We start from the raw sequence: 16,736 nt of genomic DNA on the forward strand, positions 1-16,736 counted from the left end.
CGACGGCCGGGCGGAGCGCCGACCGGGGGTGGTGGTGGGCGGGGTGCTGTGCCGAAGCACTTCCTCCGCCCCCAACCCCGTTGCACGCGAAGAGGTCACGCCGCACGGACTTCCGGCGCCGCCCCTCGGGCCTGATCAACCCCGATGGCCCACCGGCCCGTCGCGCCTTCCCACCGTCGCACCGTCACACCGGTGCCGCGGGCATCGGGCCATCAGGGCCATCGGCCGAGCCGACGGTGAATGCGACCGGTACTCGGCCAGTGCTGTGCGGGATCTGCGATCAGTCATGATGACTGGAGACTGAAACAGACCAGTCCAGTCCACTCCAGTCATGGATCAGCACAGAGCAGAGCACAGCAGAGCAGACCGGGGGCGGTCCATCTCGCACGGACCGCGGGAGGACCCACCTCGGGCGGATGCACGGGGGCGTTGATGCGGGGATACGGCGAGACAGTGCTGCTGGACGTGTTGGCCGGGGCGGCCGAGGCCGCACCCGGCCAGGCCATCGTCCATGTCGACGGGAACGGTGCGGAGAGGACCGTCAGCCATCGCGCGCTCTTCGCCGATGCCCTGCGCGTTGCCGGAGGATTCCTCGACGCCGGGCTCGCGCCGGGAAGCCATGTGGTGCTGCCCGCCGAGCGGAGCGAGGAGTTCCTGCCGCTCTTCTGGGGCGCCGTCGCCGCCGGGCTCGTACCGGTGCCGCTCGCCCCGGACGTACGGCGAGTGCTGCCCGTGTGGGAGTTTCTCGGCCGGCCGCCGGTCGTCGTCGGCGAATCCACCGCGTCGCTGCTCGACGCCTTGCCCGGCTCCGTACATCCCCTGACGCTCGACGAGCTCCGCCGGCACGCGGCTCCTCCGCGCCTGCCGCAGCGGGTGCCCGGCGACGTGGCGTTTCTGCAGTTCTCCTCCGGCAGCACGGGGGCCCCGAAGGGTGTCGAACTGACCCACGCGGCCGTTCTCGCCAATCTGGCGCAGATCCGTGCCGCGGCCGGTATCAACTCCGCTGATGTGCTCGCCACCTGGATGCCGTACTTCCACGACATGGGGCTGATCGGCACCCATCTCGTGCCGTTGTCGGCCCGGATCAGGCAAGTGCGGCTCGAACCGCTGACGTTCGCCAAACGGCCCCTTCGGTGGCTGGAGGCAGCCTCACGGCACCGGGCGACGCTGCTCTCGGCCGCCAACTTCGCCCTGGCCCTCGTCGAACGGCGCGTACCTGCGGACGCACTCGCACGTCTTGACCTGACGTGTGTACGGATGCTCCTGGTCGGCGCCGAGCCGATCTCGCCGGCCGTGTGGCGGGCCTTCGTCGGGCGGATGCGGCCGGCGGGGCTCCCGGCGTGCGCGCCCACGCCGGTGTACGGCCTCGCGGAGTCCACCCTCGCGGTCACCTTCCCACCGCCGGGGGAGGTCGCCCGGCCGCTCGCCCTGGACAGGGCCGCGCTCGGCCGCGGCCGCGCCGTGGACACCGCGCCCGGACCGGACGCGGTGGAACTGATGGACGTGGGCAGCCCCGTGCACGGGTGCACCGTACGGATCACCGACGACTCGGGTCGCCCCGTCGAGGAACGCCGGGTCGGCCACATCGAGGTCAGCGGCCCCCAGCTGGCCCGCGGCTACCACCGGGCCCCGGAGGCGACGGCGGACGCGTTTCGTGGTGCGTGGCTGCGCACGGGTGACCTGGGATTCCTGCGCGAGGGGCGTCTCTGTGTGACCGGCCGGTCCAAGGACGTCGTCTTCGTCGACGGGCGCACCCTGCACGCGTCGGACCTGGAGGAGGTCGCGGCGAACACTCCGGGGCTTGGTCGGTGCCCGGTCGCGGTCGTGGGATCGACCGATCCTTCGGACGGCGGCGGCGAGCGGGTGGTCGTCTTCCTCGCGCCCGCGCCTCCCCTGTCCTCCATGACCGCCGAGCTCCTGCACGCGGTCCGCGGACGGGTCCGCGAGGTTGTGGGGCACGAGGACGTACGGGTGTTGGCGCTGCCCGTACGCGGGTTCCCGCGGACGACGAGTGGCAAGGTGCGTCGCGGGGTCCTCCGCGAGCGCTTCGAGGGCGGGGAGTATCCGGAGATCGCGGGGCGGGCGGCCGTGGGGATGGTGGGCAGGGGAACCCTGACGGCCACGGCGACCACGGCGGCTTTGGCGACCACGGCGACCACAGCAGCTTTGGAGGCCGTGACGCATCCTTCTGAGGTGGGGACGAGGGCAGGCTCCCAGCCGGGTGCGGCGGTTGGTGCCCTGCCCGGGCAGCGGTCCGGGTCCGTGGAGGGGGAGCCGTCCGGCTCTCGTCGCGACGGCGGTGCGGGCGCCCCCTGTGCCGGCGACGGTCCGTCCGGAGCCCTTCCGTCGACCGGCGCACCGCTGCCCCGCCCGGACGTCGAAGCCGTCGTGCGCGGTATCTGGGCTCGGGCGCTGGGGCTTCCGGGCAGCGCCATCGGGCTGGACGACGACTTCCGGGCGCTCGGGGGCTCGTCGCTCAAGGCCATGGAGGTCCTGGCCGGGCTTGAGGACGCGTTCGACGTGGCGCTGCGCCCGTCCGACGTACGTGACCACACCACGGTGGCTGCCCTCGCCGGGCTGATTCTCGCCGGCGGCGGTTCTGAAGGCTCCGGGGCGAGTGAGTCCCAGCCGCACGCCACTCCGCACGAGTCGGCTCAGGCCGTCGCGCCGTTGGTCGCCGTCTCCGCACTCGCCTGTCGTTTCCCCGGGGCCGATACCCCCGAGGCCTTCTGGGACCGGCTCCTCGACGGCTACGACGCCGTCACCCCCGTACCCGACGGGCGATGGGCCGATCCGGCGGACGGACACGCCCGGTGGGGTGCGTTCCTCGACGAGCCCGGCGGTTTCGACGCGGGGTTCTTCGGGATCGGGGAGGAGGAGGCGCGGGCGGCCGACCCTCAGGCGCGGATTCTGCTGGAGCTCGCCCACGAGGCCCTGGAGCGGGCCGGCTATGCCGGGCCGCGGCGGCGCGGGCGCCGGGTGGGGGTGTTCGTCGCGGCCGGTGACAGCGGCTATCGGGGCGTTCTTGAACAGGGCTGCGGTGAAGGCGAGTTGCCCGCCGCCGCCCTCACCGGGAACCTTCCCAACATGCTCGCCGCGCGCGTCGCCCACTGCCTCGACCTGACCGGGCCCACGCTCGCGGTCGACACCGCCTGCTCCTCGGCCCTCGTCGCGCTCCACCTGGCGCGCCGCAGTCTCCAGGCCGGTGAGTGCGACATCGCCGTGGTCGGCGGCGTACATCTCCATCTCTCGCCGGCCGGCTACGCGCTCCTGGAGAAGGCGGGGGCGCTTTCCCCGACCGGACGTTGTCACGCGTTCGGCGCGGCGGCCGACGGGTTCGTCCCCGGCGAGGGCGGCGCGGCGCTCGTGCTGACCCGGCTCGACGAGGCACAGGAGGCCGGGGATCCCGTCCTCGCGGTGCTTCGCGGCACCGCCGTGAACAACGACGGCCGTTCGCTCAGTCTGATGGCACCCAATCCCCTGACCCAGCGTGAGGTCATCACGCAGGCGTACCGCGACGCGGGCATCGACCCCGAGAGCGTGTCGTACGTGGAGGCCCACGGCACCGGCACGCCGATCGGCGACCCCGTCGAGGTGCGCTCGCTCGCCCACGCCTTTCCGCCGCTTCCCGACGGACGGCTCCGCCTGCTCGGCTCGGTCAAGACGAACATCGGCCATCTGCTCAACGCCGCCGGAATGCCGAGCCTGGTGAAGGTGGTCCTCGCGCTCGGTCAGCGGCGCCTGCCGCCGTCACCGCTCCGGACCGCGCCCTCGACCGCGCCCTCGACCGCGTCGGTGCCGCCGCCGGCGCCGGCACCCTCGCTCTCGGCCTCGCCCTCGCCCGACCTGGCCGGGTCCGGGTTCGCCCTGGTGGATGCCGTACGCGACTGGGAGGCGCCCGGCCCGCTCGTCGCCGGGATCAACGCCTTCGGCTTCGGTGGCACCAACGCCCATGCCGTACTGGAGGAGCCGCCCGCCCCGCATCGGCCGGAGCGGGTGTCGTCACGCGGGCCCCGGCTGCTGACCCTGTCGGCTCATGGGGAGGACGGGCTGCGTGCCGCTGCCACCGGACTCGCCGCCCGTCTTCGCGACCACCCCCGTCTCGACGAGGGCGACGTCTGCGCCGCCGTCGCCGCCGCCCGTGACGAGGGGCCCGATCGTCTCTCCCTCGTCTCCGACGGTGATCTCGCCGCGCGGCTTGAAGCCGTACGCGACGGGGTGACGCCGGTCAGTCCCCCCGTACGGTCCCGGGCTCGGCTCGTTCTTCTCCTTCCCGGGCAGGGCGTACGGCCGCACGCTCAGATCCGCTCCCTGTACGCCGACGCGCCCGTCTTCCGCGAGGCGCTCGACGAGGCCTCCGGCCACGTCGGGGTGATCGGCGGGCGCAGTCTCGCCGCCTGGTGCCTCGATGACGACGAGTCGTCGCCCGACGCGCTCGCCCGTACCGACATCGCGCAGCCGCTCCTCGTCGCGTACGGAGTCGCGCTCGCCCGTCAGGTGCGGGCCTGGGGCATCACGCCGGACGCCGTCGCCGGGCACAGCGTCGGGGAGATCGCCGCCGCGTGTGTCGCGGGGACGCTCTCGCTCGCCGACGCCGTGCGGTTCGCCGCCGACCGTGGCCGCCTGATGGCCGAACTGTGTGCCCCCGGCGCCATGGCGGCCGTGCGGTGCAGTGAGGAGTCGGTCGCTGACGTGGTGGCCGGGGCGCGGGGCGCGCTGAGCCTCGCCGCCGTCAACGGTCCCGACCAGGTCGTCCTCGCCGGCACCGAGGCCGCTGTCGGGTGCGCGATCGTCACCCTGTCCGCTCGGGGCATCGTCGCACGTCGGCTCGGCGTGTCCCGGGCCTTCCACTCGTCCCTGATGGATCCGGCCCTGGACGCGCTCGCCGAAGCCGCGCGGACTCTCGTGCTCCGGCCGTCGGTGAACTCGACGAGGTCGACGATGTCGACACCGCTGATCAGTACGGTCACGGCCGGTTGGCAGCCCGTCCTGGACCCGGCCTATCTGCGTGGCCATGCCCGGCTGCCGGTGCGTTTCGGTGCTGCGGTGGAGCGGCTGCTCGGTGACGGGTACGACACGTTCGTCGAGCTCGGCGCCGACGCCCTCGGTGGCTCCGTGCGTGCCGTCGCGGCCGCGCATGCGCGCGGGGGTGGGGCGGTCGCCCTTGCCGCCGGGCACCGGGGCGGTGCCCGGGGGCTCCTGGAGACCGTCGGCCGGCTCTGGGAGCGGGGGGTGCCGCTGGACCGTACCGGGCTGGACGCCGGACGGGCCCGGATCTCCGGCATACCCACGTATCCCTATCAGCGGCGCCGCTACTGGCCGGCCCCCGCTCCCCGGCCGCGGCCGCCGCTGCTGCACCGGCTCGGGTGGGACGACGACGCCCCGTCGACCGTCGGATCCGGGCCGCGTTCCGTCCTTCTGGCGGGGCCGGAATCGCCGCTCTCCCGTGCGTTCGCGGACCGGCTCACGAGGCGGGGTGTCACTGTGGGCCGGGCAGCCGGGGACGTGCTGGTCGGCTGCGGGCCGGTGACCGAGGGCGCGTCGACCCCCGAGGTCGTCGTGCTGCTCGCAGGTCCCGCCGTGGAGCCGGAATCCGCCGACGCCCTCGACGCGGCCCACCGCGCCATGGCGGCCGGGCTTCAGGAGCTCCTGCCGGAGTTCGCGCTCCACCGCCCGCGCGTGCTCGTCGTCACCGAGGACGTCCACGTCACCGGTGCCGGACCCGAGCGTCCGCGCCCGGTGCAGGCGGTCCTGACCGGGCTGACCCTGGCGCTGCCCGAGGAGTTCCCCGGCGTGGTGGCCCACAACGTCGACCTGTCGTCCCTCGACGCGGTAGGCGCACGGCTCGACGCACTCGACCACGAGCTCGCCGCACGGCCCACCGCGCCGGACGACGGTGCGGACTTCCGCCCGGCGCACGCCGTCGCCTGGCGGGCGGGGCGACGCCTGAGCCGGACGACCGAGCCGGTCGCCACGGGGCCTGACAGCGGGCCCGACACGGGGCCTGGCACGGGACCCGACATGGGGCCTGGCACGGGACCTGACATGGGGCCTGGCACGGGACCTGACGCCGAAGTTGCGGCGTTGCCGCCCCACGGCACGTATCTGATCACCGGGGGAACCGGCGGTGTCGGCGCCGCGTTGGCCCGCGATCTCGCGGGGCGGGGCCGGCCCACCCTGCTGCTGACCGGCCGCTCCGCCGAGCCGCCCGCCGGGCTGCTCGCCGAACTCCGGGCGCTCGGCGCCACCGTGGAGTACCGCGCCGCCGATGTCTCCCGCGAGGCCGACGTCGACACGCTGCTGGCCGGTCTGCCGCGACTCGACGTGCTGGTCCACGCCGCCGGAGTCGTACGTCCTGGCACTCTGCGAGCCAAGACGCCCGACGAGATGGCCGAAGTCCTGGCCGCCAAGACGCGCGGCACCGACCTGCTCGCCCGTGGAGTCGTCAAGCACGACCTGCGCCCCTCCCTGTGCGTGGCGTTCTCCTCGGTCGCCTCGGTGCTGCCGGGCCTGGCGGGCGCGATCGGCGACTACGCCGCCGCCAACGCCTACGTCGACGCCTTCGCCTCCGCCGAACGCGCGGCAGGTCGGCCGTGGCTGGCGGTCAACTTCGCCGCGTTCGCCGAGACGGGACTCGTCGCCGGTACGGGACTCGTCGCCGGTACGGGAGCCGTCGCCGGTACGAGCACGTTCGCCCGCGGTGCCGGTGCCGGTGCTGGTACCGCCGCCGGCTCCCGTACCGCGACCGGTGCCGCGCGCGGGCCGCTGCCGCTGGCGACCGGCGAGGCACTGGAGGCCCTGCGTACGGCCTGCGGCATCGACGCCGCCCAGCTCATCGTCGCCGACCTCGGCCAGAGGGCCACCGCGCCTCGTACCTCGGCCGGCTTCCGCGTACCCCCGCTCCCCTCCACTCCCCCGACGCCCCCCACACGCACAGAACAGGCAGCGACCTCCCGACCGGACGGTGTGTCGGACGTCCTGCGGCAGCTCCTGTCCGACGCGCTCCACGTCTCCCCCGACGCCCTCGGTGACGACGAACCGCTCCTCGGCCTCGGGCTCGACTCGCTCATGGCCGTCGACCTCGTGAAGCGGCTGGAGCAGGAGCTGGACCGCTCCCTGCCCATCACTCTGTTCTTCGAGCACCGGACGCTGGGCGAACTCGCCCGCGAACTCGGGCGCGAACCCGCCCGGGAACCCGTCAGGTCCGAGGAGGACCTCTCCCCCGCCCTCCAGGAGTCCGCGGCAGCGCCGTCGACCGACGACGGCGTTCCCTTCCCCCTGACGCCGGTCCAGCTCGCCTTCCACACCCAGGGCGGGCTGTACCCGGATGTCCCCGCCTACGGGTACGTGACCCAGGACGTCCGCGGCCCCCTCGACCCCGATCTGCTCGGCAAGGCACTCGGCCTGCTCGCCGACCGTCACGCGATGCTTCGCATCCGGGTCCTCCCCGGGGATGCGGCACCCGCCCAGGCCGCCGCCGTACCGACCGGGTACGACGACACACGGACTCCCGATTGGTACGAGGTACGCGAGCTGCCCGGGACCCGTGCCGCCGAGGAGGAGTTCGAGGAGCTCGAAGAGGCCCTGTGCAACCGGCCGTTCGACCTCACCGTCGAGCCTCCGATCCGCGCCGTACTCGCCCGCGCCGGCGGTGGCGGGGACGGTGGCCCCGCCGCCGGTGGCGGGGACGGTGCCGGTGGCGGGGACGGTGCCGGTGGCGGGGACGGTGGGGTCGCCGAGGGGTTCACCCGTCTCATGCTCGTCGTGCACCACGCCGCCGCCGACGGCTTCAGCCTCAACATCCTCGGCGAGGAACTCTGGACCCTCTACACCGCCCTGTCGCTGGTGCGCGCCCCAGAACTCCCTCCGCTCAGCACCGATTTCGCCGCCTACGTCGCCCACGAGCGGTCCGAGCGTTCGGACGCCGTCCTCGCCGAGGACCGGGCGTACTGGCGTGAGGTACTCAGCGCGCAGAGCGAGCCGCTCGCGCTCCCGTACGACGGTGATCCGCTGGGCCTCCCCGAACCCCCGCTCCTCGCCCACCAGGTGGATCCGGGGCCCGGCCTGACGGCCGCACTCCGGGAGACGGCCGCCGCCCACGGCGTATCCCTCTTCCACCTGCTCCTCGCGGCATACGCGCGCTGCCTGTCGCGATGGAGCGGCGGGCGGGAGGACGTGACCGTGAACGTCGCCAGGGCCCGTCGCGAGACGCGGCTGGCCGGCATCGACCGGCTGGTGGGACCGCTGGCCGACACCCTCCCGATCCCTCTTCACGTCGGACCGGACGACTCGGTGCACGCCCTCGCGGTACGGCTCCGCAACGCGTGGCCCGTGAGTGAACGGCACAGCCGGCTCACGAGCCTGGACCTCGCCCGGCTCCTGCCGGCGAACGGGGCGGGACCTCGTACCGCCGCGCCCGCGTCCTTCAGCTTCGCTCGGTTCCCGGTCTCCGTCGACCCCGACTGCCCTGTGCAGGTGCGTCCGACCTCGGCCGGGACGGCCTCCGCCGCCACCCGGCTCAGCCTGCTGTGCTGGGAGTCCGACGGGGAGCTGGCCTTCTCGTGGAACTTCCCGGCGCGGCTCTTCGACCGGTCCACGATCGCGCGCCTTGCCGCCGAGCACTTGGCCGAACTCGCCGAGACGGCCAGGCTCGAAGGGACGGCCGGGCTCGAAGGGACGGCCGGGCTCGAAGGGACGGACTCGCCCGACAAGACGGACGAGCTCGGGATGACCACAGCCGAGCTCAACGGGACCGCTGCTGAGAGCGCACCCCCGGCCGGAGACGTCGTCGCCCGCCTGCGCGCCCGGTTCCGAGCGACGCCGGACGCGGTGGCCGTCGACACGGACGGCGCCACCCTCACCTACGCCGAGCTGGACCGGGCGTCGGGCGCCCTCGCAGCCCGCCTGCGCTCCCGCGGCGTGGTCCCGGGTGACCTCGTGGGCCTCCTGACCGAGCCCGGCGCCGACGCCGTCATCGGTGTGGTCGGCATCCTGCGCGCCGGTGCGGGCTGGGTCCCCCTGGACTCCGCCCATCCCCCCGTACGCCTGGCCGATCAGCTGGAGCGGTCCCGCGCCGGGGCGCTCGTCTGCCATGCGGCCACCCGGGACGCGGCGGCGGAGCTCGCCTCGTCAGCGAGCATCACGCTGCTCACGACCGACGGCCCCTCCCCCGAGCCGCACTCCCCCTCTCCGGAGGGGGAGTCCCCCGCCCCCGATCCCGACTCCCTCGCCTACGTCATCTTCACCTCCGGATCCACCGGGCGCCCCAAGGCCGTGCCCATCACCCGCCGTTCGATGACCAACTACCTCGACTGGGCGCTCGCCACCTTCGGTTACGGCGAAGGTGACCGGCTCGCCCAGACGGCGTCGCTGTGCTTCGACGCGTCCGTACGCCAGCTCCTCGCGCCCCTCCTCGTCGGGGCGACGGTCGTCACCCTGCCCCGGCAGCTCCTCCGGGACCCCGAGGCGCTGCTCGACCGGGTCGAGCAGGCCCGGATATCGGTGTGGAGTTCGGTCCCGAGCCTGTGGTCGCGGCTGCTCGAAGCCGCAGAGACGCGTGCACGGGAGGGCGGGCCGGCGCCGGACCTGTCGGCCCTGCGCTGGATCCACGTCGGCGGCGAGGCGCTCCCGCCCGCTCATGTTCGCCGCTGGTACGACCTGTTCGGGCCCGGACACCGGATCGCCAACCTCTACGGGCCCACCGAAGCCACCATCAACGCCACCTTCCACATCATCGAGACCCGCCCCGCGGACGACGTGCGGACCCTCCCCATCGGAACCCCCCTCACCGGCACGGAGGTCGACGTCGTCACGGCCGACGGAAGGCGGCGCTGCGCACCGGGTGAGCCCGGCGAGCTGCTCATCGCGGGCGTGGGGCTCACGCCCGGCTATCTGCACGCCCCGGAACTGACCGCCGCCGCGTTCACCGAACGCGGCGGCCGTCGCTGGTACCGCAGCGGCGACCGGGTCCGGCGCGACAAGGACGGCGTCCTGGAGTTCCTCGGGCGCCTCGACGACCAGGTGAAGATCCGCGGCCACCGGGTGGAACCGGGCGAGATCGAGTCGGCGCTCCTGACTCATCCGGCGGTCGCCCGCGCCGCCGTGGTCCACCGCGAGGATCGGCTGAGCGCCTTCGTGCAGTGTCTGCCGGGCGTCACGGCTCCGGATTCCACGGCACTGCGCGCGCACCTGGCGCGGACGCTTCCGGAGTACATGCTGCCGACCCGTATCCACCTCGTCGAGGAACTCCCCCTGACGGGAACCGGCAAGATCGACCGCGCCGGTCTGAGATCCCCGGTGACCGAACCGCAGGAGCCCGAGGGGGGATCATCAGGATCGCTCCCCGCGACCTCGACCGAGGTCCTGCTGTCCCGCGTCTGGTCCGAACTCCTCGACGCGGACGCGGACGCGATCCGGCGCGAGGACGACTTCTTCGCCCTCGGCGGCGACTCCCTGCTCATCCTCCAGGTGTTCGCCCGGCTGCGGGAGACGATCCCGGCCCTGCCTCGGCCCACGGTCGTGTACACCCACCGCACGCTGGCCGCGCTCGCCGCCGCCGTCGACCGCGGCCCGACGGACGAGCCTGCGGCGACCGATCAGGGGAAGTCCCTGGTCGTCGAGCGCCCTCAGGACGGACCGGCCTCCCCCTTCCCCTCCCCCTTCCCCCTCTCCCCCTCGCAGCGCGGGTTCCTGCTCGCGGAGGCCATGGCGCCCGGCTCGCCCACGGCCTGGCTCGCCTGCCTGCGAGTTGACGGGCCCCTCCGGCCCGACGCTTTCCAGCAGGCCGTCGACGCCTGCGTCGTACGCCATCCGATGCTGCGGACCGTGTTCCCCGCCGGGGTGCGACCGCCCGTCCAGCAGGAGCTCCCGCCCGCCCTCCGGCTGCCGGTCGACTTCGAGACCCTCGCCGCGCCGGATCTCCTCGCGTCGCGGATCGCCGAGGAACGCGAACGGCGCTTCGAGTCCTGGGCCTGGCCGCTGCTGCGCCTGCGGGTGCTCACCCTCGGGCCCGACGAGCACGCGCTCGTCGTCCATGCCCACCACCTGATCGGCGACGGTTACAGCGTGGCGCTGCTCGGCCGGGAGCTGCTCGCCGTCTACGACCGTGTCGTACGGGGTGGGGCCGCCGAACTCCCGTCATTGCGGGGCACGTTCCGCGACCACGTCGTTCTTCAGGAACGCAGGGCCGCGGCCGGCGGCGCCGACACCCGCGGGACCGCCGCCCGACTCGACAAGCCGTACCGGCGCCCGGTCCTCGGAGGCCGTGCCGGGGAGCGGACGTCTGCCAAGGACCTCGACGCGCCTCCGTACCGCTCGACCGGGTTCACCCTGGCCGCCGACGAGGTCGCCGCGCTGCGCCGGATCGCCGCCGACGCGGGTACGACTCTGTTCGCCCCGGTCCTGACCGCGTACTACCGGACGCTGGCGGCCACGACCGGGCAGGCGGATCTGATGCTCGGTCTCGCCGTGTCCGGCCGCGACGACGCGCATCCGGACGCCCACCTGGTGTTCGGCCCGTACGCCGCGGCTGTACCTCTCCGGCCGGGTCTCCGGTCACCTGCTGAGAGGGCGGCCGGCCGCACGTTCGCGGACGACCTTCGGGCGGTCGTGGAGGAGGTCGAGGCATCCCGTACCCAGGAGGTCCGGCCCCCTCGGAGTGACGGCGGGCTTCCGCCGGCGGCCCAGTTCTTCTTCACCTTCCTGGACTTCTCCGCTCTCGGGCCGATGAGCGGCGACACGCTGAGCGTGCGGTGGGACGACGCCGACGCCGAACTCGCACCTCCGCCGGTGGGCACGGACACGTTCCTGGCGGTACGGCCGGTCGGAGAGGGACAGCTGCGGGTGACGCTGCGCGCGGCCACCACGGCGTTCCCCGAGGAGGCGGCGTTCGCCTCGTTCACCGGGGCCTTGCGGAGCGGGCTGACCGAGGACGCGGTCGGGGCGGCGGGAAGGCGGCCACGTCACTCGGTCGAGGCCTCGTCCCCCGGCGTCCTGGACTCCGCGCTCGTCGGGTACCTCCCGCCGCCGGGGTTGCTTGCCGCACCGGTGGCGGTCGGCGGGCTCGGCGGGCACAGCGGCCCGGGCGGGCTCGGCGCGCCGGGAACCGACGCGGCAGCGTCGCGTGAGCAGCTCCGGGAGTTGCTCTTCCCGGGCGGGCGCCCACGGCTCGTGGAAGAGATCGACACGCCACTGGGGCGCTCGGGATTCGTGTGCCTGCCGCTGTTCGCGGACGAGCTCGCGTCGACGGCCGACCTCGGCGCTCGGACGGCCCGGGCCGTCGAGCTGGCGGCGTCGTTGGGCGCCCGTTCCGTCTCGCTCGCGGGGATGATCCCGTCCCTCACCGCGTACGGCTTCGGTGTTCTGCGGGAGACCGAGGGGACGACGGCGCTGACGACCGGGCACGCGGCGACCGCGGTGTCCGTGGTCAAGACCGTCCATGCCGCGCTGGTCCGGACGGGCCGCGAACCCGTCGGCCGACGTGATCTCGGAGATCTCGTCGATCTCGTCGATCTCGCTGATCTCGCCGTTGCCGTGGTCGGCCTGGGCTCCATCGGCCGTTCGTCGCTCGAACTGCTCCTGACCCTCGCGCCCGAGCCGCCCGCCCGGCTGCTCCTGTGCGATGTCGCCGGCAGTGCGTCGCGGCTGCACACGCTGGCCGACGACCTGACCGCCATCGGTCTGGCCCGGAACGTGGAGATCCACGAGTCCGGCCGGTCCGCCCTCCCGGCCGCGGTCTACGAGGCCGACCTCCTCGTCACGGCCGTCAGCGGGGGCGGCGCGCCGCTCGACGTGTCGCGCCTCCGGCCGGGCACGATCGTCGTCGACGACTCCTTCCCCCACTGCTTCGACACGACGAGGGCACTGGCCCGGATGCGGGAGCGGCGCGACGTCCTCATCGTCGGCGGCGGTCTGCTCTCGGTCGGTGCGGGAGGAGCAGCTGGATCCGCCCGCGGCGGCGGATCCGGTGGACCGGCCGGCGCCGGTGGGTCGGTGGAACGCCGTACGGCTCCGGGGCTGCCGCCCGCCGCCGCGGCGGGGTACGCCGCGCGCTCGTGGCTCCCCGACACGGTCGCCTCCTGCCGCCTGGAGTCGCTGCTGCACGCCGCCGACCCGGAACTCCCCCTGGTTCACGGCCTGGTGGACGCACGGCTCGCGCTGGCGTACTGGCGGGGGATGGAAACGGCGGGTGTCACAGCAGGCCCGCTGCACCTCCTGGGACACGCCGTCGCCGCCAAGGACGACGACCTCGACGGCTTCCCGCCCCGACCGTCCGGAGTCCGCTGAAGCCTGTTCCGAAGGGGCAGCCGGAGATCCTGGCGGCAGGTCAGCCGGGGGGTTGCTCCGGCGCGGCCTGCCCCGAGCCCGAGCCCGAGCTCAGAAGTGGCTCAAGTCCCTTGATCGGCAGGTTTCCTGCCGGGCAGGATCGACCGCACCATCTGACCAGTGGTTCCGGGGGGACACAACATGAAGATCAAAAAGACGGTTCTGTCAGCGTGCGCCGTCGCCGCGGTGCTGGCGGGCACGGCTGCCTGTACGTCGGACGGCGAAGGGCCCGGCGTCAAGGCCTCAGCCGCACCCACGGCAGCGGCCGACACCACCTGCAAGAACGGCGCCTACTCATGGTTCAACGTGGACAAGCGGGACGTCCTGACCGGTGTCGCCGAGAAGGAGAAGGTCAGCAGGAAGGGCACCAGGCTCACGCACAAGCTGGCGACCCTTCACACACCGCGTACCGCCGTCACCTTCGAGCAGGGATCGCGGGCAGGCAACGCCAAGGCCGTCCTCCGCTCGCTCGCCGTCCTCATCGGAGAAGCGGACCCCGATGACCACGGGGTGAGCACCGAGTTCACCAATGTCCGCAGGGCCGCACCGGACATCAACAACGGCAGCACCACCATCGACGGTGTCGGGACCATCGTGCACTACGCCTGGGTGGAACAGGTCACCGCCGACTTCCGGTACACCTGCGGGGGCGGCAAGCCGGTGACGGGCCGGGCAACCGGCTGGGTCATCGACGGCTCAGGCATCCTGGAATGCTCCACACCGATCAAGGACGCGAAGGAGGGGGAACCGGCCCTGACGGCCGCCCGCCTCTCCTGCGCCCCCGACGCCCCGGCCGCCAAGCCCTGACCGATCGGTCGGACACGTCCGCCCGCCCCCGTGGTGTCGGGGGCGGGCGAGTCATGTGGCGGGGATCGAAGCACCTACTTGGCGAGCTTGCCGTTCGCCGTGACGGCGAACCACGTGCCGCCGACGCCCTGGCCGTCGGTGTCGCCGGGGGTCTTGTCGCCGGTGAACCAGTAGAGGGGCCAGCAGTCGATCGTGAGCTGCTTCGTGCCGTCCGAGCGGGTGTAACTGATCAGCTTCTTGGGGTCGATGCCCTCCACGTCGTTGAGGTCGACCAGCTTGGCGGGCCGCCACTTCTCGAGGCAGCCGCCCTCGCAGTTGGACTTCATGGGCCAGGCGGTGTCCTTGGTGAAGCGGTAGAGGGTGCGGCCCTTGCCGTCGCGGATGATCTTGCCGAGCTTCGCGTCGTCGGCGAGCGAGAGGGCCGGGAGCGACTCGGCCGCCTCCTTCACGCCCGCCTTCTTGCCGTCCGGGGTGACGGCGAACCAGGTGCCGCCCACGCCCTGGCCGTTCGTCTGACCGGGCGCGGTGTCCTTGGCGAAGCGGTACACCGGCCAGCCGGCGATGGTCAGCTGCTCCGTGCCGTCGGCCCGCTCGACCGAGCCGATCTTGGCGGCGTCGACGCCACCGGGCTTGGTCGCGGAGGCGGGGACCGGGGGCCAGGCCTTGGCGCAGTCACCGGCGCAGGCGGACGAGGACGGGTTGGCGGTGTCCTTGTCGAAGCGGTACAGGGTGAAGCCCGCCGCGTCGGCCACGAGCGGGCCCAGCCTGGCGTCGTCGCGGACCGCCAGCGGGCCGGACGCGGTCCCGGCGGCGGCTTCGGTGCCGGAGTCCGCGCCGTTGCCGTACGCGTCGGCGCTGCTGTCGCCGTCGGCGGCGGGGGCGGCCGTCTGTGCCGGGGCCTGCTGCGGGGAGCCGTTCGTGGTGCCCTGCGTTCCGCAGGCCGTCGCCCCGAGCACGAGTGCGGTCCCGGCTGCGGCGATGGTGAGCTTGCGCAGGTTCATCATGAGAACTCCTCTTATCCGGTGCTTCGTTGGTCTCTGTCGGCACCGGAAACACGCGGGCCGTACGGGGCCGGTTCAACGGATCCGGAAATTCTTTTCGGCGCCTCTCGCACGAGAGCGCCGGCCGGGGTCGTCCCCGACCGGCGCTCTCGTTCCGGTTCCGTCTTCGTCCGCGCCTGAGCCTGAGCCTGCTCCCGGTCCTGCTCCTACTCCTGCGCGCCTTCGCCTGCTACACCGGCACGGTCACGAAGGTCTTTCCCGCCTCGTTCTCGACCACGACCGCTTGCACGTCGGCCGGGTCGACCGCCGCCGAGCCGTCGAGCGAGGCTCCCTTGCCCTCGCCGCCGCCCGGGGCCTCGCCCACGACCCAGCTTCCGGCCGTCGTCCTGCTGCCGTCGCGGCCGACCACCACGAGCTTGCAGCGCTCCCCCGGGGGCAGGCCGGTCACCGCCGCGTGAACGCGGACCCAGGCGGCCGCCGGGGTCACCCGTACCGTCATCCGGGCGCCGCTCGTGGCGTCCGTGGCCGAGGCCACGCGGGTGCCCGGCGGCGGCGTGGCGGGGGCCGTCGTGGACGTCGGCGGCGGGTTCGGTGGCAGGGCGACCGGATCGCCGGCGCCCGAGGTCGCCGTACCGGCCCAGAAGACGCCGGCGAGTGCTGCCGCCGCCGCGAGGCCGATCAGTCCGCCGCGGCGGTTCCGCGCTTTCGCGCTCTCGCCGCGCATCTGCCGCAGGGTGCGCTGGAGGAGCAGGTCGCCGCCCTGGGGCGGGCCGTCGAGGAAGGCTTCCGGCGGCACTTCGCCGAGCGCCGCTTCCATCTCACGCAATGCGGACACCTCCTCCCGGCACGCCGCGCAGTCGTTCACGTGCGCTTCCAGGCGCCGGGTGTCGGTTTCGTCGAGTACGCCGAGCACGTACGGGCCGAGGAGTTCCTCCTCTTCGTGCTGCTGCCGGTTCATGCGACCACCTCCCTGAGTCCGGCGGGCTGCTGCGGCGCGCTCGGCCGGTTTCCTTCTCTGAACGTCTCGCGCAACGCCTTCAGCGCGTAGTGCGAGCGGGATTTCACCGTGCCGGCCGGGATGCCCAGGGTGTCGGCCGCCTCCGCGACGCTGCGTTCGCGGTAGTACAGCTCGGTGAGCACGTCGCGGTGCTCGGGTGACAGCCGGTCGAGGGCGCCCAGGACGGTCATCGTGTCGACGACCGAGTCGGCGTGGTCCTCCTCGACGGGGGGTGTCGCGGGGGATTCGGCCACCTCTGCGGGGCGGGCGGCCTTGGCCCGGTAGCGGTCGGTGATGATGTTCCGGGCGACCGTGAGGAGCCACCCGCGTACCGAGCCCTTTCCGTTGACGAGGGCCTCGGAGTGGCGCCAGGCGCGGATGAGGGTCTCCTGTACGACATCCTCCGCGGTGGCCCGGTCGCCGGTCAGTCGGGTGGCGTACGCGAGGAGGGCGTTGCCGTGTTCCTCGTACACCGCCCTGATCAGTGCTTCGTCGGTCGATCCCCGCCTGCTGCGGGGCCATCGTGGTCCGGCCATCCCATCCACTCCGTCTGCGGTGCCAGCATCGTCGGCGCCGTCCGCGCCGTGCCCAACACGTCGCCCCGGCAC

The 16,736-nt window shown here is 73.6% G+C and carries 5 protein-coding genes; 2 read left to right on the forward strand and 3 right to left on the reverse strand.

The genetic code is table 11. The features are described 5' to 3' along the window. Nucleotides 1–432 precede the first annotated feature (432 nt). Nucleotides 433–13,284: a non-ribosomal peptide synthetase/type I polyketide synthase gene (locus E0F75_RS02230; protein WP_187620695.1), complete on the forward strand. Its 12,852-nt coding sequence runs from the start codon at nt 433–435 to the stop codon at nt 13,282–13,284. A gap of 180 nt (nt 13,285–13,464) precedes the next feature. Then, the gene (locus E0F75_RS02235) at nt 13,465–14,130 is read left to right on the forward strand and encodes a hypothetical protein (protein ID WP_187620696.1); all 666 of its coding nucleotides are present in this window, start codon (nt 13,465–13,467) and stop codon (nt 14,128–14,130) included. 74 nt (nt 14,131–14,204) lie between these two features. Here the strand turns inward: E0F75_RS02235 and E0F75_RS02240 are convergent, their stop codons facing one another. From E0F75_RS02240 to E0F75_RS02250, 3 genes are all read right to left on the reverse strand, one after another. Continuing rightward, nucleotides 14,205–15,134 (reverse strand): SCO0930 family lipoprotein, encoded by a 930-nt coding sequence (locus tag E0F75_RS02240; RefSeq protein WP_187620697.1) that lies wholly within the window; start codon nt 15,132–15,134, stop codon nt 14,205–14,207. A gap of 226 nt (nt 15,135–15,360) precedes the next feature. After that, nucleotides 15,361–16,089 (reverse strand): zf-HC2 domain-containing protein, encoded by a 729-nt coding sequence (locus E0F75_RS02245; protein WP_187620698.1) that lies wholly within the window; start codon nt 16,087–16,089, stop codon nt 15,361–15,363. Continuing rightward, nucleotides 16,086–16,664: a sigma-70 family RNA polymerase sigma factor gene (locus E0F75_RS02250; protein WP_187620699.1), complete on the reverse strand. Its 579-nt coding sequence runs from the start codon at nt 16,662–16,664 to the stop codon at nt 16,086–16,088. Before E0F75_RS02250 ends, E0F75_RS02245 begins: the two co-directional genes overlap by 4 nt. Between the last annotated feature and the right edge of the window lie 72 nt (nt 16,665–16,736).

Source organism: Streptomyces sp. CB02980, assembly GCF_014451325.2.
In the GTDB taxonomy this organism is placed as follows: domain Bacteria; phylum Actinomycetota; class Actinomycetes; order Streptomycetales; family Streptomycetaceae; genus Streptomyces.

Bases quoted from the DNA above. Each gene is read 5' to 3' on its own strand.
- E0F75_RS02230 (WP_187620695.1), top strand. From the start codon at position 433: ATGCGGGGATACGGCGAGACAGTGCTGCTGGACGTGTTGGCCGGGGCG.
- E0F75_RS02235 (WP_187620696.1), top strand. From the start codon at position 13,465: ATGAAGATCAAAAAGACGGTTCTGTCAGCGTGCGCCGTCGCCGCGGTG.
- E0F75_RS02240 (WP_187620697.1), bottom strand. From the start codon at position 15,134: ATGATGAACCTGCGCAAGCTCACCATCGCCGCAGCCGGGACCGCACTC.
- E0F75_RS02245 (WP_187620698.1), bottom strand. From the start codon at position 16,089: ATGAACCGGCAGCAGCACGAAGAGGAGGAACTCCTCGGCCCGTACGTG.
- E0F75_RS02250 (WP_187620699.1), bottom strand. From the start codon at position 16,664: ATGGCCGGACCACGATGGCCCCGCAGCAGGCGGGGATCGACCGACGAA.